This window comes from Streptomyces sp. NPDC102259, from assembly GCF_044766465.1.
In the GTDB taxonomy this organism is placed as follows: domain Bacteria; phylum Actinomycetota; class Actinomycetes; order Streptomycetales; family Streptomycetaceae; genus Streptomyces.
Genome location: NZ_JBIWMA010000049.1, coordinates 1 through 22,310 on the forward strand (window position 1 = coordinate 1; position 22,310 = coordinate 22,310).

15 protein-coding genes and 2 pseudogenes are annotated in these 22,310 nt (G+C 68.8%); 11 read left to right on the top strand and 6 right to left on the bottom strand.

The features are described 5' to 3' along the window. Positions 1-89 precede the first annotated feature (89 nt). Entirely contained in the window at positions 90-1,880 is a 1,791-nt protein-coding gene (locus tag ACIRPU_RS43500) for a subtype B tannase (RefSeq protein ID WP_403878526.1), read from the bottom strand. Positions 1,881-2,430: 550 nt separating this feature from the next. Between ACIRPU_RS43500 and ACIRPU_RS43505 the strand changes: the two genes are divergently transcribed. Together ACIRPU_RS43505 and ACIRPU_RS43510 are read left to right on the top strand one after the other, a co-directional pair. Continuing rightward, the gene (locus ACIRPU_RS43505; RefSeq protein ID WP_403878529.1) at positions 2,431-3,387 is read left to right on the top strand and encodes a LysR family transcriptional regulator; all 957 of its coding nucleotides are present in this window, start codon (positions 2,431-2,433) and stop codon (positions 3,385-3,387) included. A gap of 46 nt (positions 3,388-3,433) precedes the next feature. Beyond that, positions 3,434-4,797: pseudogene (locus ACIRPU_RS43510) on the top strand (subtype B tannase); the annotation flags it as partial. A gap of 731 nt (positions 4,798-5,528) precedes the next feature. Here ACIRPU_RS43510 and ACIRPU_RS43515 read toward each other — a convergent pair. The 5 genes and pseudogenes from ACIRPU_RS43515 to ACIRPU_RS43535 form a co-directional block, all read right to left on the bottom strand. Continuing rightward, positions 5,529-5,951: a PPOX class F420-dependent oxidoreductase gene (locus ACIRPU_RS43515; protein ID WP_403878532.1), complete on the bottom strand. Its 423-nt coding sequence runs from the start codon at positions 5,949-5,951 to the stop codon at positions 5,529-5,531. 29 nt (positions 5,952-5,980) lie between these two features. Further along, positions 5,981-6,862: pseudogene (locus ACIRPU_RS43520) on the bottom strand (NAD(P)-dependent oxidoreductase). A gap of 123 nt (positions 6,863-6,985) precedes the next feature. Further along, complete coding sequence (locus ACIRPU_RS43525) at positions 6,986-7,354, bottom strand: transposase family protein (protein WP_403878568.1); 369 nt, start codon at positions 7,352-7,354, stop codon at positions 6,986-6,988. Positions 7,355-7,465: 111 nt separating this feature from the next. Beyond that, the gene (locus tag ACIRPU_RS43530; protein WP_403878535.1) at positions 7,466-8,935 is read right to left on the bottom strand and encodes a sensor histidine kinase; all 1,470 of its coding nucleotides are present in this window, start codon (positions 8,933-8,935) and stop codon (positions 7,466-7,468) included. Then, a complete protein-coding gene (locus ACIRPU_RS43535; RefSeq protein ID WP_403878538.1) occupies positions 8,922-9,602 on the bottom strand; it encodes a response regulator transcription factor in 681 nt (226 codons plus the stop codon). Before ACIRPU_RS43535 ends, ACIRPU_RS43530 begins: the two co-directional genes overlap by 14 nt. A 126-nt stretch (positions 9,603-9,728) precedes the next feature. Here ACIRPU_RS43535 and ACIRPU_RS43540 point away from each other — a divergent pair, with 126 nt between their 5' ends. The 9 genes from ACIRPU_RS43540 (at position 9,729) to ACIRPU_RS43580 (ending at position 22,075) form a co-directional block, all read left to right on the top strand. Beyond that, positions 9,729-11,267: a hypothetical protein gene (locus ACIRPU_RS43540; protein WP_403878541.1), complete on the top strand. Its 1,539-nt coding sequence runs from the start codon at positions 9,729-9,731 to the stop codon at positions 11,265-11,267. Positions 11,268-12,075: 808 nt separating this feature from the next. Then, a complete protein-coding gene (locus tag ACIRPU_RS43545) occupies positions 12,076-12,516 on the top strand; it encodes a hypothetical protein (RefSeq protein ID WP_403878544.1) in 441 nt (146 codons plus the stop codon). Positions 12,517-12,562: 46 nt separating this feature from the next. Beyond that, positions 12,563-13,111 (top strand): hypothetical protein, encoded by a 549-nt coding sequence (locus ACIRPU_RS43550; protein WP_403878547.1) that lies wholly within the window; start codon positions 12,563-12,565, stop codon positions 13,109-13,111. Between the two features lie 544 nt (positions 13,112-13,655). Then, positions 13,656-15,233 carry a site-specific integrase gene (locus tag ACIRPU_RS43555; RefSeq protein ID WP_403878550.1) on the top strand — a complete coding sequence of 526 codons (1,578 nt, stop codon included), beginning with the start codon at positions 13,656-13,658 and terminating at the stop codon, positions 15,231-15,233. Positions 15,234-15,292: 59 nt separating this feature from the next. Continuing rightward, positions 15,293-16,984, top strand: a complete 1,692-nt coding sequence (locus ACIRPU_RS43560) for a hypothetical protein (protein ID WP_403878553.1) — start codon at positions 15,293-15,295, stop codon at positions 16,982-16,984. Then, positions 16,981-19,086 (top strand): integrase, encoded by a 2,106-nt coding sequence (locus tag ACIRPU_RS43565; RefSeq protein WP_403878556.1) that lies wholly within the window; start codon positions 16,981-16,983, stop codon positions 19,084-19,086. Before ACIRPU_RS43560 ends, ACIRPU_RS43565 begins: the two co-directional genes overlap by 4 nt. Beyond that, positions 19,083-19,505 carry a hypothetical protein gene (locus tag ACIRPU_RS43570; RefSeq protein ID WP_403878559.1) on the top strand — a complete coding sequence of 141 codons (423 nt, stop codon included), beginning with the start codon at positions 19,083-19,085 and terminating at the stop codon, positions 19,503-19,505. Before ACIRPU_RS43565 ends, ACIRPU_RS43570 begins: the two co-directional genes overlap by 4 nt. A gap of 454 nt (positions 19,506-19,959) precedes the next feature. After that, positions 19,960-20,778, top strand: coding sequence for an SDR family NAD(P)-dependent oxidoreductase (locus ACIRPU_RS43575; RefSeq protein WP_403878562.1), 819 nt, complete (start codon positions 19,960-19,962; stop codon positions 20,776-20,778). 259 nt (positions 20,779-21,037) lie between these two features. Next, complete coding sequence (locus tag ACIRPU_RS43580; RefSeq protein ID WP_403878565.1) at positions 21,038-22,075, top strand: hypothetical protein; 1,038 nt, start codon at positions 21,038-21,040, stop codon at positions 22,073-22,075. Positions 22,076-22,310: the final 235 nt, after the last annotated feature.

The window sequence follows — 22,310 nt, forward strand, 5'->3', positions numbered from 1 at the left end:
CACTCGCTACGACAAGACACGCGAGTCCTACCACGCCGCCGTCACCATCGCCTCAATCCTGCTCTGGATCTGACCTTTGAAGACGATCTCTAGCCCCGGTGGCCGGTGGCCAGCGGGTCGCCGGCCTTGGCGACGACCTTCGCGATCCAGGCCATGGCCTCGGGCACGTCGTAATTGCCGGAGTGCGGCTGGTTCCAGGCCATCTGGTAGTCGACATTCTTGACGTCCTCGTCCGCCGCGAGCGCCCGGTCGAGGTTGATCGAGACGATGAACGAGGTGTCCCTGTCACGGGTGCCGTTGCGCACGTACCAGTTCGGCGCGGTGTCGGCCTTCGTGCCGACGAAGTCCATCGGGTTGATCAGGTGGAGCTGGTCGTCGACGGTCGTACTCGACTTCTTGATGTACTCGTCCCAGGTGAGGCCGGTGTCGTCGAGACCGCTGCCGTCGCCGGCCACGTCGTTGTGGTCCCAGCTGTACTCGGTGTAGTTCATGTACTTCTGGGTGAACGGGCCGAAAAGGTTGGTCTCGGTTCCGCTGGTGGTGTTCCCGAAAACGCCCACGGCGTCGAAGGCGGGCGTCGTCTTGAGCTTGGCCTGGGTGGCGACGAAGTCGAGGTACCTGTCCGTGTCGAGCGAGATCACCTTGTCGGTGTCGTTGTCGACGTCGATCCAGTCGTTGACATACGAGGCCGTCGTCGTCGTGCCGCCGGCACCCATGGGGCCGGACGTGACGACGAAGTTCTCGCCGAGCGCCGGAACGGTGTTGGCGGAGCCCGTCTTCATGTAGGTCTCGGCGGAGCGGATGACCTCCTGCTTGATGGTCTTCAGCATGGTCGCGGCGGTGAGCCTGGTGCCGTCGGGGTTACGCAGCCCGAGGCTCTTCTCGTACGCCGGGAACTTGGCCGCGATCTCGGCGGCGGCGTCGGCCGAGGCGTTCGAGCCGGTCTCGTCGCGGGTGCCGAGGATGTTGTAGAGCCACTCGTAGGCGACGTCCGCGTTGCCGAGGTCGGTGATCGGGCAGTACGCGTTGATAGCGAAGACGTCGTCACCCAGGGTGCTGCGGCCCGTGGAGTCGATGCCCGCGGCGCCGATCTGCGCGAGGTAGCGGTTGTACGCGGAGCTGTTGCCGGAGGCGCCGAGGATCGAGGAGAGCGCGCCGCCACCGCTGGTGCCGTTGACGACGATCCGCTCGGCGCTGCCGGGCATCACACGGTCGTTGAGGCGGAGGTAGCGGACCGCGGCCTTGGCGTCGACGACGGCGGACGGGGCCTTGCCGGGGGACGAGCCGTCGGCACCGACCAGGCCGCGGCTGCGGTTGGCGATGTCCGCGAAGACGTAGCCGGCCTTCAGGGCCGCACCCACATTGCTGGTCGAACTGTCGTAGGAGGCGCCGCTGGTCACGCTCGACTTGACGTAACTGGCGAACCAACCACCGTTGTTGACCGCGAAGTAGAGGGGCGCCCGCTGGTTGTCGAAGGCACTCTCAGGCACGAACACGTTCATGCTCTGGTAGCCGCACGCGGTGTTGGAGATCGTGGTGGCGCCGCCGCCGAGGCCGGGCTGCTGCGCGGCCGCGGCGACGGGGTTCGCGACGTAGCAGATCTCCTTGTACCAGCGCACGTTCATCGGCTCGCCGTCGACGGTGACCGTGATCGTCGTGTAGTCGGCCGGGTCGAAGGCCAGCGCCGCGTCCTCGGCGTCGGTGGTGCGGGCGGCGGGGGCCGCGACCGCCACAGTGGGTGCCGCGGAGACCGCCAGTGCGAGGGAGCCCGCGATGGCCATGCCGCTCAGCAGCTGCTTGCGCGCGAGGGCGCGGCCTGAGCGGGCACGTGCGGGGCGTGCCAGGGCAACGCTTCTGAGGGATGCAGGAAACCGCCGCATGGGAGACTCCTTTGTCATAGCCGCATTGGGCCGGCGCGTCGGGCTCGAGGTATGGGGCACGCTACAAAATTGTTGACAATATAGCTAGCTCTTTTGTGCACATTATTGCGCCACCCTTTCCTGGCGACTCGACCAGCTGATCACGCTGCTCATGGCGGACCTGGTGGAACGCGCCGCTCAGAACAGGTGTGGCAGTCCTCCCGACCCACGCACCGCTCGAAGATCCTCGGCTCTCACTTCGAGGCGGTCGCCCGCGCCTGGGCCCGTTCCTTCGCGCGGTGGCGGAGGAGTACGAGTCCTGGTCCGAGGAACAGTTCGCTGGCATCGAGATCGTGGACGGGATCGTCGTCGTGAGTCCGAGTGCGTCCAAGCGAGTCGTATCCAAACGCGAGGACAGCCAGAAGGCTGATGACGAACCGTCAAACATGTCCCGAGACTTCACACTCGGCGACACGGCATGACGTCAGGCCCGCACTCCATCGGACTATCGATAGAAGTCCCGATGTCAGCTATCGAAACTCCGATGTGAACGATCGATATGATGGCTGACATGGAGAACCGGACGCCCGACATCGCCGAGACCGTGGCCGGCGTCGGCAGGCGCCTTCCGGCGCATGCCGACCTCAACCTGCTGCGGACCTTCCTGGCCGTCTACCGCGCCGGCACCTTCACCGCAGCCGCGCCCGTGCTCGGGCTGTCCCAGCCCACGGTGACCGCGCAGATCCGCACCCTGGAGCAGCAGACCGGCCGCGAGTTGTTCACCCGGCTGCCGCGCGGTGTGGAACCCACTCCCCTCGCCCACGAACTCGCCGCCCAGACCGCGGGCCCGCTCGACGCGCTTGCCGCCCTCGAGGGCGGCGGCCCCCTGGCCGGGCCCGCGACTCCCGTACACCTCGCCGGCCCGTCGGAACTGCTGTGCGTGCGCGTCCTGCCCGCCCTGGCGCCGCTCGCCGCCGCCGGCGTCCAGTTGCGCGTCGCCCAAGGGCTGCCCGAACCGCTCTTGGAAGAGATGCGGGCGGGCCGCCACGACCTGGTCATCGCCACCCGGCGCCCCCGTGGCCGCGCCCTGGAGTCGGTGCCGCTCGCCGACGAGGAGTACCTGCTGGTCGCCTCACCCACGTGGGCCGAGCGCATCGCCGCGCACCCGCAGGCCGACGATCTGTGCGCCTCCCTGCGCGAGGTCCCGCTGGTCACCTACGCCGAGGACCTGCCCATCGTGCGGCGTTACTGGCGGGCCGTCTTCGGCAAGCAGCTCACCGGCCGGGCCGCGGTCACCGTCCCCAATCTGTACGCGGTCCTGTCCGCGGTCAACGCCGGTGCCGGCGTGAGCGTGCTGCCCCGCTCGCTGTGCCAGGAATACCTCGACTCCGGCCGTCTCGCCCTCCTGCACGAGTCGGAGGAACCGCCGCTGAACACCCTGTTCCTGGTGCAGCGGCCTGGTGCCGAGACAAATCCCGACGTGGTCCGGGTGCGCGACGCCCTCCAGCGCGCCGCCCGCGACTGGTAGGCGGGCAACCGTACAGGGGCACGTCGAAGCTATCCATACGCCATGAATGGACGAGGAGTACCAGAGCCTGAACGTCAGCGTCCCCGTCAAGATCGACGGCAAGGCCGTGGACACGACCGACGCCCCTATTCTCTTCGCCAACTCCGTAGGCGGTTACATGCCGTCGTCCATCACGACGGCGACCGGGGTGGGCGGTGCCCCCTACAACCCGCCTGCGGGGATGGGCGGTACGTCCCCCAGCGTCTCGCCGAGCCCCTCGGCGTCCGGCGACACCGGGTCGGGCGGCGTGGAGTCGGGCAGCGGCGGGCAGGTGAACGGCGCCGGCGAGACGGTCAACCTCGGGAAGCTGGGCCTGGCGGCTGGTTACGTCGTCGTGGAACCGGGCGCCCGGGGCCGGACCCTCAAGGACTCCAACGGCACCTACTACGGCACCGCACCCGCCGTCATCGTGGACCTGAAGGCAGCCGTGCGCTACGTCCGCTTCAACAAGGGACGCATCCCCGGCGACACCGACCGGATCGTCTCCACGGGAAGCAGCGCCGGCGGTGCCGTGTCCGCTCTGCTGGGCGCTTCGGGTGACAGCAAGCTGTACAACACGTACCTCAAGGAGCTGGGCGCCGCCGACGCGTCCGACGCGATCTTCGCGACCGGCGCCTGGTGCCCCATCTCCGACCTCGAACACGCCGACATGGCGTACGAGTGGAACTGGGGGCGGCAACAAGCTGAGCACCGGCGAGCCGGTCGACCAGACCGACTCCAAGGAGCTGGCCTCCGGGTTCGTCGCGTACCAGGCGTCCCTCAAGCTGAAGGGGCTGGGCGGCTTCGGCAACCTGACGGCCCGCAACTACGACGACTACCTGCTGGAGACCTACCTCCAGCCGGCGGCCACCACCTACCTCAAGAGTCTGTCGGACTCCGACCGGTCCGCGTACCTGGCCGAGAACGCCTTCATCACCTGGAAGCACGACCGGGCGGCCTTCACCTGGGCCGCCGGCATTCGACATGCTCGAGTTCCCCGCGGCGGACTCGACCGACCCGATGAGCGGGGACATCAACAACGAGTTCGGCACGGGAACCACCCAGTACCGGCACTTCACCCTCTACCGCCTGCGTCACGAGGGCAGCAGCAGCGCCCGCCTCGCCGGCGACATCCCCGAGAAGCTCGACCTGATGAACCCGATGTACCACCTCGGGCACCGGAACCCGGGTCGCTCCAAGCACTGGTGGATCCGCGTCGGCACCAAGGACAGCGACACCTCGCTCAGCATCGTCGGCAACCTCGCCGCGAGCGCCGACAACCTGGGCGACGACGTCAACTCCCTGATGTACTGGGACGAAGGCCACGGCGCGAACACCGACCCGGGCGAGTTCATCAAGTGGATCGCAAAGGTGTCGGGCTACAAGAAATAGCCCTGCGAGCAGTCATGCGATCCGTGGTGCCGAGCCCCTTGTCGTCGGGCTCGGCACCACGCCGTTCAAGCTCGCTTCGCCAGAAGTCGGAGCCGTTCTCGCCGCGACCGGGCTGCCAGGGGCCTGATGGCCTCACCAAGCCCGCTGGGGCGGGAAGTGTGCCCTGGTGTTCCGCGTCGGACGCGCCGGGAGGGCATCCGTCGGACCACGGCATACGCATTGCCTGGCGCCGTTGCATGCGGCGTTCCGCAGCCCGGCGATACGCCCGAAGCCCGATAGTGCGTCAGGTCCGCTGCCATCCCGCCGCCAGAGGATCCGCAATTCCGGCGAGCAGGCTTCAATGGGCGAAGGATTGCCGGGGCGAGCTCGGCCACGAAGCTCGATGGGGCTTCGCTGATCCGAGCAACGCGGCGCTACGCCGACTCCGCCCGGAACTCGACGTGGAGGTCAGTGACGTACTCGCGCCACCGTTCCCGGTACTTCCCCCGTACGTGACGCCCTGCCAGCTCCTGCAGTCGAGGCCGAGGACATGCGGCCAGGTCCAGTCGGGGTGGCCTCCCGCCGCAAACCTGGTAGTCGACCGGGTTCAGACCGCATGCCTCCACCCGCACCCGCACCTGTCCAGGGCCCGGCTCGGGCACGGGAACGTCGGTGAAACGCAAGGTTGTCGGGGCCGCCGGGCCGGTCGAGGACGAGAGCACGCATGGTCGCGCCGCGGGTGGGGACCGTGGTCACGTGAATGCCTGATCGCTGTCGCGGTGGGCGCCCCAGCCGTGCCAGCGCTCGATCTCGATCCAGGCGCTGACCCGGGCACGGACGCGGTCCGGGTAGGGCTTGCCGGTGTAGTGCGTGGCGATACGGTCGGCGTCGGCGAGGCCCTCGTCGTCGTACATCTCGACGACCCGGCCGATCAGGGTGATGTGCGTGTACCAGTCGTCCCCGTCGAGGACGGTGAGGGTGATGCGCGGGTCGCGACCCAGGTGTTTGAGGCGGATCCGGCCCTCGTCCAGGGAGATCAGGGCCCGACCATCCTCCCAGACGTACCAGGTGGGGGTGGACACGGGCGCGCCGTCCGAGCGCAGGGTCGCCATGACGCAGGGGTTGGGGCGACGCAGCAGCTCTGCCGCCTCCGGCCGCAGCGGCGGCTTGGACATCAGGACTCCTCGGTGCTTGGGCGGGCTGGTCAGGCGGACGGCTTCTCGTCGAAGCTCGCGAAGTAGGCGGCGGCCATGTCCTCGTCGCCGCGGCCCTGGGCGGCGGCGCGTTCCAGGCGTTCTCCGCTCGCGGCGGCCACGTCGAGGCGGACGCCGTTCCGCTCTCCCGCCTGGACGATCAGTCGGGCGTCCTTGACGGCGGTCGACACGGCGAACTGGGCCGGCGTGAGCCTGTCGTCCAGGACGAGCCCGGCCTTGGCGCGCAGGTAGCCCATGTCGAGCGGACCGTCGGCGATGAGGTCGAAGAAGCTCTGCGGGTCGACGCCGAGTGCCTGCCGCCAGGGCCAGGACCTCGCCGGCCGCGGCGGTGGTGGCGAGGACCCAGCTGTTGGCGACCAGCTTGAGCCGGGGGCGCTGCCCTCGGCCGCGTCCTCGCCGGTCCACACGGTGCGGGCGCCGACGGCGTCGAGGACCGGCGTCACGGCCTCGCGGTGCTCGCTCGGACCGGCCGCGAGGACGAGCAGCTGTCCGGCCTCGGCGGGCTGACGGGTGCCCAGCACCGGGGCCGAAGAAGACCAGTCCGTGCTCCCCGGCGAAGCCGGCCAGGCTGCCGATCGCCTCGACCCCGGCGCTGGACGGCTGCACCCACACGGTGCCCGGACGCAGGGCGGACGCGGCCTGCCGCATGACGTCCAGGGCGGCGGGGCCGTCGTACACCATGGTGAGGACCAGGTCGGCGCCCTCGACCGCCTCGGCAGGAGTGTCGGCGATCGCGACGCCGTCGCGGTTCGGCCTTCGCGCTGCTGCGGTTCCAGGCGCGGACGGGTGTGTCCGGAGCGGGCGAGGTTTCGTGCCATCGCGACGCCCACGATGCCGGTGCCCAGGACGCTCACGGTGAGCTTGTCGGTCAGGACGTCAACTTCCTGCGTAATGAGTTGTGTTCATCTTGAACGTGCAGGCCATGGGGGTGGTGTGGGTGGGTGAGGTCATGCTCGTGCTGGTCGGCGGCGGCTGTCTGCGGTGAAGATCGTCGGTCAGCGGGCGATCTCGTGCCAGTTGAGGACCATCAGCGCGCGGACGAGCCGGGTGGCCCACTTCACGTCGAGGCGGAGCCGGGTCAGTACGCGCCAGTTCTTCAGGTGTGCGAAGGCGTGTTCGCAGACGGCTCGTTCTGCGGCGATCAGCTGGCTGACCTGCTTCTTCGCGGGCGGGAGCTCCTTGGGCTTCTTGTAGCCGGTGATGACCGCCGGGTCGCTGCTGTCGTCACCACCGTCGAGGCCGACGAAGCCGAGGTCGGCGATCGCGGCGAGGCCGGCCGCACGGAGTCGGCCGACCAAGTCGTCGTGGCGGCAGGCGGTGATCTCCGAGCCGCGCGCGGCTCGGGCTATGGAGGTCCACAGCAGCCGGGCTCAGCCAGGTAGCGGGTGAAGTGGATGATCGCTTCTGCGGCAGTGGCGGTGGGCGTGGTCATCTGGTGGTCTTCCGGTTCCGAAGGGTTGCCGCGGTGAAGCGCGTCATTCTTCGGCTCGGGTGGGGGCTCGGGGAAGGCGTAGCTGGAAGCATGCTCCGAGGGTCCGGGAGGTGAGGGTGAGGGTGCCTCGGTGGCGGTGGGCCAGGTCGCGGGCGATGGCGAGGCCCAGGCCGGTGCCGCCGTGGTCGCGGGAGCGGGCGTCATCGAGCCGGACGAAGCGTTCGAAGATGCGCTCGGCGTCCTCGGCTGGCACACCCGGTCCGTCGTCGTGCACCGTCAGGACGACCCAGTCGTCCTCGTTCCGGACGGTGATCTGGATGCGGTGTGCGGCATGGCGGGCGGCGTTGTCGACGAGGTTGCGTAGCAGCCGCTCGTATTCGCCGGGGTTTCCGTGTACGTGTGCGGGGGCGGTGCTGTCGCAGGTGAGGGTCAACGGCCGTTCAGTGATGGGGTATTGCTCGGTCAGCCGGGAGGCGAGGGCTGTCAGGTCGACGGTCTCGGGGCCGGCTGTGGGGGTGCGGGTGTCGAGGCGCGCGAGGAGCAGCAGGTCTTCGGCGAGGGCCTGGAGGCGGCGGGTCTGTCGTGCGGCGGTGGTGGCCGCGGCGGGCCAGTCGGTGCGTTCCGGGTAGGCGAGTGCGACTTCCAGGCTGGCCAGCAGTGTGGTGAGGGGGCTGCGCAGTTCGTGCGCGGCGTCCGCGACGAAGCGGCGTTGCTGGGCGGCGGCGTCGTCGAGGCGTTGGAGGGTGGAGTTGATGGTGGTGGCCAGGGCGGTGATCTCGTGTCCCGTGGCGGGGACGGTGACGCGTTCGCGGGGGTCGCTCGCGGTGACCGAGGCGGTGAGGACACGGATGGCTTCGACCGGCCGCAGCGCGATACGGACGGCGAAGTAGGTGACGGCGGCGATCAGTACGAGGCCGACGAGCCCGGCCCGCAGGAGCAACAGGTCGGTGGTCTTGGCGATTGCCTGGGCGGTGTTCGGGAGCACCACCACATAGACCCGCAGGTTCTCCTCGGCGGCGACGCCCAGAGCGGCGGCTTTGGCGCCGCTCAGTTCATCGGCCCAGATGTCGGCTGTTACGACCTGATGGGTCCCGCCAGCTACGGAGAATTTGTCACTGGGGTCGTAGTGGGGGTTCGCAGGCAGGCGGACGGTGGTGATGCGCTCGACCTGCAGGGCTTTCGGCGGGGCGGGCAGCACGTGGTGGGTGCCGGGATCGAAGTCGTCCATGCCTCCGCCATAGGCGACAGCGCCGCGTCGGCCGGTCGCGACGACCTCGTACGGCACGGTGTTTGTGGAGTCGGGAATGACACCCTGGCGCAACTGGTCGCAGAGAGACCAGAGCTGTTCCTTGGCTTGGTCTTCGGCGATCTGCGTGCTCTGGCGGTAGACCTCGTGGTGTACCCACCAGCCGATGCCGAGCAGGATGACGGCGGCGGTCGAGGCGGCGGCCAGGGCCGTACGGGCTCGTACCGAACGCGGCCAACAGCGGCGTCGCGGCTCAGTCGCGTTCACGGTCGTCCACCAGTCGGTAGCCGGTACCCCGAATGGTCTGCAGGGACTGTCGGTCGAACGCGGCGTCCACCTTCTTGCGCAGCGCGCTGACACGCGCCTCCACCAGGTTGGGATCCCATGCTTCGTCTGGCCACGCGTGATACAGCAGGTCCGCTTTGGAGACCGCCTGGCCCGCCCGGCGGGCCAGCAGCTCCAGCACGGCGAACTCCCGGGGGGTGAGTTCCACCCGGGTCCCGGCCCGGCGGCAGACCCGGCCGGCGACGTCCAACGAGAGGTCGCCCACGGCGAGGACGGGCGGGGCGACCGCGGCGGCTCGTCTGACCAGGGCCCGCAGCCGTGCGACGAGCACCGTGTAGGAGAAGGGTTTGGCCAGGTAGTCATCGGCCCCCGTGTCCAGGGCCTCCGCCTGATCCCAGTCCCCGTCCTTGGCGGTGAGTACCAGGATGGGGGTCGCGTTGCCCTCCCGGCGCAGCTGGGCGCAAATCTTGTAGCCGTTGAGTCCGGGCAGCATCAAGTCCAGTACGACCAGGGCGTATTCGCCGGTCCGGGCCATCCACAGTCCCTGTCGGCCGTCATGGGCGAGGTCGACGCTGTAGCCCTCGGCGGTCAGACCGGTGTGCAGGGTGCGGGCAAGGTCCACCTCGTCTTCGACCACAAGGATGCGCATGTCGCGCAGCCTCGCACAGCGCCGGCCCGCCTTCCTGATCGGCCGGTCAGGTTGGATCAGCATCCGGTCAACGAGGTCCCGGCACGCTGGCGGAGTTTTCGCCACTGCTGAAAGGCCCTGTCGCCGATGTCCCTTGATGAACGTGCCCCCACCGTGGCCAGGACGGTCTCCCCTCCCGTACCCGCCCGTGGGCCAACACCGCGCCCGGCCAAAGCCGTTGTCGTCATCGCGCCCTTGTCGCTGACCATCGCTCTGGGGCTCTGGGGCATCCGCAGACAGAACACCATGTGGGGGGACGAGTCCGTCACCTATCAGCTCGCGCACCGCGATCTTTCGCAGATATGGCTCACGGCCCAGCATATTGATCTGGTCCATGCCCTCTACTACGCCGTGATGCATGAGATCTTCGCCCTCTTCGGCGGAGGGCTGCTGACGTTGCGGCTGCCCTCTGTGCTGGCAATGTCCGTGGCGGCGAGCGGAGTCGGGCTGCTGGCACTACGCCTGGCGGGACCCCGTGCCGGGTTGCTGGCCGGGCTGGTGTTTCCGCTCCTTCCCCAGGTACAGAAGTACGCGCAGGAAGGCCGCTCGTATGCCATGGTCTGTGCCCTGGTCACCTGGGCCACCTGTGCGCTCGTGGCCGGCGTCCCGCATCGCGCCCGGTGGCGGTGGGCGGTCTACGGCTCCACCATGCTGCTGGCCTGTCTGTTCCATGAGTTCGCTGTCCTCGCCCTGGTCGCACACGGCGTCACACTGATCGTCTCCCGTGTTCCACGACCGGTGTTGAAGGCGTGGAGTGTGGCTGCCGCGGGCGTTGTGGCCGGACTGTTGCCGCTGGCGATCTGCAGTGCGGGGCAGTCGGAGCAGGTGTCCTGGATCGGCGGACCGGTTCGGCTTCGTTACTTCCTGGTGGTGGCGGTCGTCGGCGTGGCGTGTGCCCGAACACCCCTGGGGGCGAGGGGGCCCGTGCGGCTTTCCGCGCTGGCTGTGCCGATCCTTGTGCTTCCGGGCCTTCTCCTGCTGACCGCCTCCCTCGTCAAGCCGCTCTTCGTCGACCGGTATGTGCTCTACAGCAATATCGGAATCGCCTTGCTGCTGGGCGCCTGGATGGACTACTTCCACCGGCGGCAGCAGTCTTCCCGCAACGCGTGGATTGCGTGGACCGCGGCGGTTGCCGTGCTGGCCGCGCTCGTCCCGCCGAGCCTGGCGCTGAGGACGCCCCAGAGCCGGAGCAATGACGCCACCGCCATCGGCGCCGCCGTGCGAAAGGAAGGCCGTCCCGGCGACGGGCTGCTCTATCTCTCCGGCCAGCAGCGGATCCTGACCGCGGCCAACCCCGGGGACACCCGTTTTCTGACAGATCTCGCCCTGGCACAGGATCCCGTTTCGTCGAACACACTCGCCGGTATCGAGCTTCCCGCCCAGGACATAGCGGCACGCATGCTGGACTTCGACCGAATCGTCGCGGTCCGCGCGGTGGGTGTGCACTCGCCGACCGACCCGCAGGAGGAAGCGAAAACAAGCACCCTGCGGCGCCACTTCCGCGAGTACGGAACAACCCATGTCAACGGGGCGCGAGTCACCGTCTATGTCCGGGACCACGACCCGTCTGCGAAGGACGGTCCTCGATCCAACAGCCTGGGAGCGAGGGGTGGGGTGATGAGGTGACCGCGACTGGTGCCGGCCCGGCCGGCACCACCGCCGTCACGCTGTCTCGACCCGGAAGCCATGGCCCTTGACTTGCCGGTCGCTGCTGCCGTGGGAGGCGGCGGCTGTTCTCCGCCGCTTCCCAACTCATCGCGACCGCACGCGGGCGGCGCCTGCGATTCGCCCGCCACTGGCCATGGACGGAAGAGATCACCGACACGATCAGTCGGCTCGGCGCTTTCCCGGACCAGGCTGACCGACAACAGCCCGGGGAGGATCCGGGATGTCTGCGATGTCGATCTCCTCGAACGCCGATGAGGAGCAGGTCCACCGACCGGACCGTGGCAACGGGCGCCCACCCGATGTGACGAGCGGGCCGCCTACGTGCCCGTACACGCACCGCGACGACGAATGGGGCGGCAACCGAAGCTGACGACCGAAACACGAAAGGCCGAGGGCAGAGCGAAAGTCAGGGTAGCGATTTGGGGAGTTCCAGCCATGCTGGTGCTCTTGGGGATCGCGGCGATCACGTCGATTTCCACTGCTGCGTCCAGGACCAGGTCGGTGACGCTGACCGTGGTGCGGCTTGGCAATAGGCCACCAAACCACGTCCGGTATGCGTCGTTGAGTCCTGTACAGCCTGAATTCGTCCTGGTCAGCGGTGCTGGCGTGGGTGGTCGGTGGCGTACTTGTGCTGGTCGAGGGCGGGAGGCCGGAGTGTAGATCGTCTGGCACGTCCCGGATGGGGGGTTCTTGGCTTCGGCCGCGAGGCGTTCGGCGGGGCTTCTACGGTTCCCTGAGGGTGTCTGGCCGTTGGGGAGGGGAAAGCGTGTCGTCGCTGGAGAAGATCGCAGGACGTCGGGCTGAGCTGGACGAGCTTGCCGAGTCGCTGGCCAAGCAGTTGGCCGAGGTGGACGCCGAGCGTGAGGAACTCGCGGTCGCGGAGCGGGTACTGCGCCGACTGTACGAACAGGAGGCCGAGGCCGCCGGACAGGACGCCGGTTTGCCGCAGCAGGTGCAGGTCGCGGGCCGGTCAATTCTGAAGGTGCCGCACCGCCGGGAGGTGGTGGATGCGTCCGCACTGCCGGGCGACTACCGGCGGATGCTTCAGATTGTGCAGGCCACGGGCGGCCCGGATGTCGGCGCCGAGCTGGGCATCGACGCGGTGGTGCCGGGCCGACTGGAGCCGCTGCGCGGCAAGCTGTCGAAGCTGGCGGTCCGGGGCTGGCTGCACAAGCTGCCGAACGGCACCTTCACCATCCGGGCGTAAATCTCCCGCCACGGCCCCGTAACTGAGCGGCCCCCGGCTCTGGTTGATGAAGTATGCCTACAAAATCACCCCGGCCGGGGACCACGGCGAGCTCGTCTACCAGTGTCGGCTGGAGCTGTCCACGCAGACCCTCACCTTCCTGACCGGGCTGCTGTCCGCCCAGCTGAAGAAGATCCGCTCGCGATGGCGCAAGCGTCAGGCCGGGCGAATCGCGGTGATCGTGCTGGCCGCGCTGCGGCATGACCAGCGGCTTGCCGACCTCGCCGGCGGCAACGGCCTCTCGCGCACCACCGTGGACCGGTGGCTGAAGGAGATGATCGACCTGCTGGCCGCGCGTGCCCCCAGGCTGGAGCGGGTGCTGGCGAAAATCGCCCGGGCGGGTGGCAGCGTCGTCCTGATCGACGGATCGCTGCGGTCTCCAGCTGGTTCCGGACCTCCGGGCTCACCCCGTTCAGGCCGGCGGCCTCCTGTTGGACCTGCTTCGCGATGGCCATCGAGTCGACCCGGCGTGCGTACAGCAGCCGGCGAAGCAGTCCTTGGGCCAGCGCATCCGGTTCGGGCAGCTGCTTGGCCTTACCGGGTGACCACCGGGTAGGAGGTGGCGTACTGCGGGTTTTGACGATGCGCTCGACCGCCGGCGTCGACAGACCTCGCTCCGTCATCTCGCAGTCGTCAAAGCCGAACCATTCGGTGGGGCGGGCGAAGGCCTCGGTGCCGATCTGGACCCGCCGGGCAGCACCGTCACTGTCCAACCGGATGCGGTGCACGTACCAACGCCGGATCAGGGTGTCCCGGTCCACCGGCACGGACACGCCCAGCACCGGCTCACACTCGCCGTCCCAGTCCGGCGCCACGGCCTGGTCCAAGTGCACGCGGAGCCCTCTGTGCTCGAGCTGGATGTCTACCACCGATCCGATCGGCACCCCGTCCGGCTGTGTGAACGCGAAGGCCGCCCGCTTACCGCGGCCGCGGAGCCACGCGTCGGCCGCGGACTTGACGTACAGGTGGTCGGCACTGTTCATGCCACGGGAACGCCAGCCGCACAGATGGGTGTCTCCGTCGGGACCGGGGTGGTGGGCGAAGTGGCAGGCCATCCCTATTGAATCGGCGTGTTGAAGCCGATCTGACAGGGTGGCGCGATGAGCAAGTGGCGTGTCTTCTGGGTTCCCAAGCCAGCGCCGTTCGCCGCCCCGCGGGCACCTGTTCTGGCGGGGTGGACTGATCTGGCGGAGCGCGAGGCGTCAACCGGCATCCGGCCCGGTGACCCGATTCTGCTGGCGCCGGACTACCGCATCGACGAACTCCTCAGCCTGTACACGCGCAGTAGCCCGTTCCGGGGATACACAAAAGAGACGAAGCGGAACTACATCACGGACCTCTGCCTGTTCCTCAACTTTCTGTGGCAGCACGGAAAGGTCTGGACGCAGGCGGTCGAGTCGGATGTCGACGACTTCCAGTTCTGGCGCCAGACGTCGCCCGAGAACCCGGTGCGGGTGGGCGGGAACAAATGGAATCGTGAACTGGCCGCGCTGATGAACCTGTACACGTGGGCGACGAAGCCGGGGAACGAGTTCCTGCCGCGCAACCCGGTGCCGATGCATCGCGTGGTCGGCTGGCATGGGCAGATCGTCGAGGTGCCGGACGGGAAGGCGAAGGACGCCCGGGGCAGCAATGTCCACTGGCTGACACCCCGGACGTTCCGGCTTTGGGTGGACATCGGGCTGCGCGGTTACGGCACTGACGGTCTTCCCTCGCCGGGCTGGGTGGGCCGCCTGGAGGACCGCAACGTCGCCTTCGTGCGCTTGCTGACCTCGTCGGGGGTACGGCGGCTGGAGGGCGCCTCACTGCTGACGTTCGAGGTGCCGTCACTGCGTCTGGAGGGCGGCCGTTACTACACGGGGCGCCTCGCGGCGGCGGTCACGCGTTCCAAGAAGGCCCGTACCTACTACGTCGAGGCTCATGTGGTGGGCGATATCGAGAACTACATCGACTCCTCGCGCGCCGAGGCCATCCGCAAGGCCCAGGCCCGGGGCCGGTACGACGGCGTGGCGGGGATGCGGCTGGTCACCCGGGTGAGCCGGGGACCGAAGCCGACGGTGTACTGGTGCGACCGTCAGGGCGTGACGGGCCGCGTCGCGCTGACGGAGGCGACCGCGGACGAACGGATGACGTGGTACACCGAAGGCCCGGAGGGACCGGAGCCGTTGTGGCTGTGGCTGAACGAGATGGGTCTGCCGTTCCAGCCGCATTCGTGGAACAACGTCTTCACGGCGGCGAACCGGCGGTGCCGGGCGGTGTTGGATCCGGAGCCGGGGCGTCGGCTGGACCCGCATCGCAAGTGGACTCCGTATGCGACGCCGCATTCCTGCCGGCACAGCTTCGCCCTCTACATGCTGGTGATCCTGCACCACTTGATGGACCAGAGGTTCGGTCTGAGCCCAGAGGAGCGGCGGGACTACCGGATGCTGTATGGAGATCCGTGGCGGATGGTGCAGGACCTGTTGGGTCATGCCTCCCTTGAGACGACCCGCGAGCGGTATCTGTCCCCCGTCGCCGACCTTCAGCTGCGGTCGCTGCTGGCCACTGCGCCCCCGTTGCGCCAAGGGGAACGGCCGGCGCGTGAGATGGATGAGGTGTTCGCGCGTCTGGCTCGGGAGGCCGAGGGCATCCAGGACATCGACGCCAAGCTGCAGGTCACCCCGCGGACGGCAGGGTGAACCGGCGCGGGCGTGCGGCGCCCTTGCCGACAGCGCCGGTGCGCAGACCGCCGGTTTTGATGGACGATGGCCTCGTAGTCGAGCACCGCGACCGATCGGGAGCCGTCGCGGTCTACGACTTCCGTACTCTGCCGGTCGAGGATGCTTTGCGCCGGTCGCTGGCCCGCTTGTTCGCCGCGCGGTGCGTGCCGAGCCGGTGGACCTCGCACCACAGCAGCAGGTATTTCTGGCTGCCCTTGCAGGCGTTTACCGCGTACCTGGCCTCGCTGGACGCACCGGTTGCCGACCTCGACCAGCTGACCGCGGGGGTGTGGCAGCAGTGGAGGCTCAGCCGACAGAGCACCCGGTTCGGCTACCGCCAGATCACCACCGTGCGAGGGCTGCTGCTGGACGACCCGCGGCTGTCCGCTGCGGCACGCGAAGCGCTCGCCCGCCGCGTCCTGCAGCCCACGGCAAAGGAAGTGTCCTTCCAGGAAGCCGAGTTCGACGCGATCGTCACCACGGCGCGGAGAATGTTCCGTGCCGCACATCTGCGGATCACGGACAACGCCCGCCACCTCGCCCAATGGCGGTCAGGAACGTTCCCTCGCGGCAGCGAGGCATGGCTGCTGGGTGAGGCGCTGGACTGTCTGGCCCGGACTGGTGAGGCACCCCACGACACCAGAGTGCGTCGCCAGCGTGGCCGGGTGCTCGCCCGCTATGCGCGGGTGCTGGGCGGGGAGCGGCCCGAACACACGTGGCAGCGGCTGTTCTTGACCCGGATGGAGACGGTCGCGCTGGGGGTGCTGCTGATGGCCGAGCACGGCTGGAACCTGTCGGTGATCAACCGGTTGAAGGTGCCGCAAGCGGCCCCGGACGCCGGCAGCGACGGCCCACGGATCTACCGGGTCGAGCTGGAGAAGCACAAACGGGGCACCGGACGGTACTTCGAGACCCGCAACCTCACCGACAACGGAGCCACCTCCCCCGGGCGGCTCATCACGCAGGCACTAGAGGTCACGGTATTCGCCCGCGCGGCCGTGCACACGCTGAGCCCCGGCACGGACCGCTTCTTGATCTGGCGCTCCGCCAAGGCCCCACTGGAGCACCCGCACGACGAGACCAGCAAGAAGTCGGGCATCGGGGTGTTCGGGTTCGGCATCTCCGGCCGTACAGCCAAGCAGTGGGCGACGCAGCAGGGCTTCTCCTCCTCACCGTTCCGCAGGGGGCGACGGACGGTGAACACCCTGCACCGGCGCGCACCCGGACAGAACAGCCAGGCCACCCACGACCGCATCTACACCCTGACCGACCCCCAGGTCCGCCAGAGAGCAATCCCGATCATCGCCGAGGCAGCCGAAGCCGTCGTGACCCAAGCCCACGCTACCGTGCTCGCCGCCGAACTGCGCGAGAAAGCCGATCCTGCCGACCAGCCGACCGCCACCGCCGACTGCCATGACTACGACAACAGCCCCTACCCCGGACACGGCGGCGGCTGCGGGGCCTCGTTCCTGATGTGCCTGGCCTGCCCCAACGCCCGGATCCACCCCGCACACCACAGCCGCCTGGCCCACCTGGACCACGCACTCGACAACCTGCGCACCGCCCTGGACCCAGGCCAGTGGCACCGCCAGTGGGAGGACGGACACACCCGACTGGAACACCTCAAGGGCCAGCTCGGCACCGCAGTGTGGACCCGCGCCCTGGCCGACGTGACCGACACCGACCGCGAACTCATCGCCCTGCTGCTCAACGGAGACCTCGACCCGTGACGGCCACCCCGGCCCCCGTCAGTATCCTTCCCGGACCCAACACCCCCGTTATCCCCGCCCACCGGATCGTCGGCGGCTACAACGGCCCCATCGCGAGCTACGCGGCGCCGGCCTGGCCGCTGATCCCTATCAACGCCAACCCGGGCGTCACACACAGCACCATCCACTGGCCAACGTTCCCCGACCCGTTCCGGGAGGAGATGCGGCTGGCCGCCTGGGCCTTGATCAACGGTGAACTGCCCGCCGTGTTCCTGCGTGAGCGCCATCCCACCTGGCGCTCACGCCAGGCACCCAAGGCGCTCTGCCAGACGATCGGGACCTGGTGCCGACTCGCCGTGTGGCTCACCGACCGGGGCATCACCACGCTGAGCGACTGCACGACCCAGGTACTGAGTGAGTACGGCCGTCACCTGCGCGACAGCGGCGCGGCCCGCATCACGGTGCACAGCGTGCTGTCGTCGCTGACCCGGCTGTGGGTCTTCGACCAGCTCAGTGCCCGTACCAGCGGAATCGGCTGCCCACCGTGGGAGACCGAGGGGGTGGACGACTACCTGCCGCCGGCGACGCCAGGCGGCGAGAACGCCGCCGAGGCGATCGCCGAGCAGACCATGGGCCCCCTGCTCGTATGGGCGATCCGCACGGTCGACGAGTTCAGCGATGACATCCTGGCGGCCTGGGCTGAACGCAACCGGCTGCATGCCGCGGCTGCCAGCAACACCGCCACGCACGCCTCACGAGCCGCGCTTCGGGCCTTCATGGACCGCATCGACGCCGGCCAACTACCGATTCCGACCACACAGTGGCTGGGCAGAACCACAATCGCCGGCGCCTATATCTCTGCGCTCACCGGCGCCTCCCTGAGCCAGGTCTACAGCACCACCCGCGATCACGGCTGGCGGCAGGCCGCCCTGGACCGGCCCGGCCCCTGCCCACTCCGTGTCCCGGTCACCGGCACACTCGGCGGCACCCCCTGGAAAGAGGCCCTCGACTACACCGAAGCAGGCTTCCTGATGCGCCAGTTGGACACGGCCTGCTTCATCGTCATCGCCTACCTGACCGGGATGCGTCCCGGCGAGGCGGCCGGACTGCGCAGCGGATGCTGCCCCGACCCACAGCCGGACAGGGCGGGGCGCACGGGGCGGCACCTGATCACCAGCACCGTGTACAAGACCGCCCGAGACGAAGACGGCAACCACCGCTCCGAGGGCGAAATCCGCGATGCCCCCTGGGTGGCCATCGCCCCCGTCGTGAACGCCATCCGTGTCCTGGAACGCATGGTTCCCCCAGGGCAGCTGCTGTTCGACCACCACACCCACGACCTGCGCGGCACCCGGGCCGGCACCGGCTCCCTCACCGTGCACACCCTGGGCACCCGGGTCGAGGACTTCATCACCTGGGCCAACCACGAGGCAGCCACCCGCGGGCTGGCCCACGAGGCCATCCCGCCGGATCCGCACGGCAGGATCGGAACCGAACGGTTCCGCAGGAGCCTGGCCTGGCACATCGCCCGCCGCCCCGGGGGCCTGGTCGCACTCGCGATTCAGTACGGCCATCTGCGGACTTCCGTAGCGGCCGGATATGCCGCACGCAGCCGAGACGGCATCCACGACCTCCTCGACGTCGAGACGGCCCGTGCCACCATCGACACCGTCGCCGACCTCAACGCCGCTCTCGAGGACGGCCTCGGCATCTCCGGGCCCGCCGCCCGCCGCGCCATCAAGGCCCCCGCCACCGCGCCCCAGTACACCGGCACCGTCATCACAGCACGGCAGGCCCGACAGATCCTCGCCAATCCCCACCTGGCCGTCTACGACAATCCCCACACGCTGCTGATGTGCGTCTACAAACGCGACAAAGCCCTGTGCCACCGCGGCCTCAAAGACACCCCCAGCCTCGACCAGTGCGTCCCCGCCTGCGGGAACATCGCCCGCACCGACCAGCACGCCACCGGCCTCCGCCTCCGCGCCACCTCGCTTGAAGAGCAGGCAGGCCACGTGCCCGGCCCGCTGGGCGAGCGCCTGCGCGACAACGCCACCCGGCTGCGCGACCTCGCCGACGCCCACCACCGCACCCGCACCAGCCTCCAGGACGGCACCGCATGAGCCCCGCACCCGACGAACGCGACCGTATCCGCGCGGCCATGCACCGCATCCTGCAGGGAACCATGCAGCACTCCAACGGCGCGCTGACGATCGTCGCCCTGGCCCAGGAAGCCGGCGTACCGCGCAACGCGCTCACCCAGCGTCACCCAGACCTCAAGAACGCCTTCTACGCGCAGGTCAGGGCACGCGGACAGATGCCGGACTCCGAAATCCGTCTGCGCCAACAGATCGTCAAACTCAAGGAGCTCCGAGCCAAGGACGCAGAGGAGCTGTCCCAGCTGCGGACCGACGTCGCTCACCTGGTGCGCGCTGTTAACCAGCTGACCGTGGAGAACCGACAACTGCGCCGTGCGCTGTCACAGCCCACATCCCCTGTTCGAGTGCTGCCGACCCAACCGCACCCGAACCGGTCCCTCTGAAACTGCACATCCTCCTTTCCGAACGTGATCGTTTGGTTCGGGCTGGGTGGGCATGAACTCCGTCTGGCGGCGGGAGAGATGGGCGTGGTTCGTCTGTTCGTCTCGCTTGTGGAGGCGGCTGGTGCCGTCGGTGCTCGGTCTGCTGGAGGCCCGGGAGAAGGCGCCCCGACCCTCGTGGGCCGCACGGCCGCGGCCGGCGACCCGGTGGCCGCCCGCCGCCTGTGGACGGCGTCGGAGGAGCCCACCGGGGCGAGCTTCCCGCAGGAGGTCCAGGCCCTGAGTCGAGACTCCGTTTCCAGGTGACAGCAGTGCAAGGCCGCTGAGCGTTGGGGCTGTGGATCACTGCCGCCCGCCTCCACAGCCAGCTCGAAAGCGGGACGTTCATCCCGTATAGTTAATCGGGATAGTCATCCCGCTTTAGGTTGGCCATCCATCCCCACAGGAGGTCTACGTCATGAGCAAGGTCTGGTTCATCACCGGTTCGTCGCGCGGTTTCGGCCGCGAGTTCGCCCTCGCCGCCCTGGAGCGCGGCGACCAGGTCGCGGCCACCGCCCGCAACACCGAAACGCTGACCGACCTGGTCGAGCGGTTCGGTGACGCGGTGCTGCCGCTGCCTCTGGACGTCACCGACCGTACGCAGGTGTTCGAGGCGGTCGCGGCGGCCAAGGAGCGGTTCGGTCGGCTGGACGTGGTGGTCAACAACGCCGGTTACGCCCTGGTCGGCGCCGTGGAGGAACTCGGCGAGCAGGAACTGCGTGACGAGCTGGAGACCAATGTCTTCGGTGTCTTCCGCGTCACCCAGGCGGTGCTGCCCGTCCTGCGTGCGCAGGGCAGCGGCCACATCGTCCAGATCTCCTCGGTCATGGGGCTGACCACCATGGGCGGCGCGGGCGGCTACAGCGCCTCCAAGTGGGCGCTGGAAGGCTTGAGCGAGGCACTCTCCCAGGAAGTCGCGCCCTTCGGGATCAAGGTCACGGTGATCGAGCCCGGCGGCTTCGCCACCGACTTCAAGGACTCGTCGATCTTCACCGCGCACCGCCAGGACATCTACGACCCCCTGCACGCGTCGCTGACCGAGATGAGCGCCGCCGCCCAGATGCCCGGCCCCGAGGGTGTCGGCGGTGCGATCCTCCAGCTTGTCGACGCCGAGGAGCCGCCGCTGCGCGTGCTCTTCGGTGAGCAGCCCACCCAGTGGGTACCCGCGGTGTACCAGCAGCGCCTGGAGAGCTGGGCCGAGTGGGCGCACGTGTCCAAGGCCGCGGACGGCAGTTAAGAACTTCCGGCCCTCGGGCCGTGACACGCCCGCTCCACGGCGTGCACCCGTACCGCCGGAGCCTGAGAGAGCCTGGGCGGCCCACCCGCCCAGGCCCCCACCGGAAGGCGGCAGGTCCTTCTCCAGCGAAGCGCCTTCGGACGCCTCTCGGCCGGCGGCCCGGGCAATTCGTCCCCGCACAACCAGCAGCAATGCAATCAGGAGTGGGCCGGACGGGCCCACCCGTCCCACACCACCGAGGCCCGCTGAAGGAGCCATCGTGCCCAAAACCAAGCGTCGCGCACTGATCATCATCTCGTCCGGCCGCCAGCTGCCGCTGGCCAAGCCGGTCGAGGTCAAGTCGATCTCGACCGGGTTCTTCCTGGTCGAGATGGCTCAGATGCTCATGGAGTTCGAGAACGACTACGAGTTCACCTTCGCCACCCCCGACGGCAACGCCCCGCAACTCGACATCAACGGCATGGCCCTGTCCATGCACTACATCGAGAAGATCGGCGCCAAGACCATCCCCCTGCGCAGGCAGCAGCGCCGCCGCTCGTTCGACGTCAACGGCTTCCGGCAGCGCTACCCCGAGCTGGTCGCCCGCCGCGAACAGGAAGTCCGCTTGCTGGAGCGGCACATCGGCCGGATCCCCGTCTCCGAGCTACTGCCCAACAGCGAACCGGAGCTCGCCGAGTACCGCCCCGAACTGATCCGCCGCCTCGACAAGCTGCCCGAGGCCACCTTCCACTCACTGCAGGAACTCGTCCAGCGCCACCGCGATGCGGCCGATGCGTTCACCTTCGCCGACTTCGACTTCATCCACACCCCCGGCGGTCACGCTCCCATGGTCGACTTCCGCGACAACCCGTGGCTCGGCGAAACCCTCCACACGGCCCGGGAGAACGGCGTCACCATCTCGTTGATCTGCCACGCGCCCATCGCGGTGACCTCCACCCGCCAGCGCATCGACGCGCAGGGCGCCGCCTACTCCGTGAAGGACAACCCGTTCCTCGCCGCCGCCATCGCGACCGTCCCCAAGATGGGCGAGCTGTTCGCGCTGAGTTTTCTCTACCCGCACGTCCCCGGCAGCAAGACCCGGCTCCCCTACTTCGTCGACGTGGCCATCAAGGAAGCCGGCTTCACCGTCGCGTCCTCCCTCAACATGTCCGCCCCGCAAACGGCCTACGAGCCGTCCGTGCGGCTGCTCACCGGCAACGGCCCCCAGGCCATCGACAAGCAGACCGCCGAACTCCGCAGCATCCTCACCCACAGCCCCGCTGCCCGCCCGACCAGCAGCAAGCAGGCGAGCGCGTAGCGGCAACCACACGCTGTGCCAGCCAGGCAGCCCCCGACAGGGTCGAACAGACGGGACGGGTACGGAGGCGGGCCGATACGGCCCACTTCCTGAGTTCCGCCAGCAGATACGCCTCGACGATCCGGACGTCCTGCGGCACCGGGTGTGTCAATTTAACGGCTGATCCTGGTTGTTGATGGTCAGTTGTTGCTCGGGGTCAGGCGTCCCTCGAAGGCGATCTGGAACGCGTTGAGGG

Bases quoted from the DNA above. Each gene is read 5' to 3' on its own strand.
- ACIRPU_RS43550 (WP_403878547.1), top strand. From the start codon at position 12,563: ATGAAGTATGCCTACAAAATCACCCCGGCCGGGGACCACGGCGAGCTC.
- ACIRPU_RS43500 (WP_403878526.1), bottom strand. From the start codon at position 1,880: ATGCGGCGGTTTCCTGCATCCCTCAGAAGCGTTGCCCTGGCACGCCCC.
- ACIRPU_RS43555 (WP_403878550.1), top strand. From the start codon at position 13,656: ATGAGCAAGTGGCGTGTCTTCTGGGTTCCCAAGCCAGCGCCGTTCGCC.
- ACIRPU_RS43560 (WP_403878553.1), top strand. From the start codon at position 15,293: ATGGACGATGGCCTCGTAGTCGAGCACCGCGACCGATCGGGAGCCGTC.
- ACIRPU_RS43570 (WP_403878559.1), top strand. From the start codon at position 19,083: ATGAGCCCCGCACCCGACGAACGCGACCGTATCCGCGCGGCCATGCAC.
- ACIRPU_RS43540 (WP_403878541.1), top strand. From the start codon at position 9,729: ATGTCCCTTGATGAACGTGCCCCCACCGTGGCCAGGACGGTCTCCCCT.
- ACIRPU_RS43515 (WP_403878532.1), bottom strand. From the start codon at position 5,951: ATGTCCAAGCCGCCGCTGCGGCCGGAGGCGGCAGAGCTGCTGCGTCGC.
- ACIRPU_RS43505 (WP_403878529.1), top strand. From the start codon at position 2,431: ATGGAGAACCGGACGCCCGACATCGCCGAGACCGTGGCCGGCGTCGGC.
- ACIRPU_RS43535 (WP_403878538.1), bottom strand. From the start codon at position 9,602: ATGCGCATCCTTGTGGTCGAAGACGAGGTGGACCTTGCCCGCACCCTG.
- ACIRPU_RS43575 (WP_403878562.1), top strand. From the start codon at position 19,960: ATGAGCAAGGTCTGGTTCATCACCGGTTCGTCGCGCGGTTTCGGCCGC.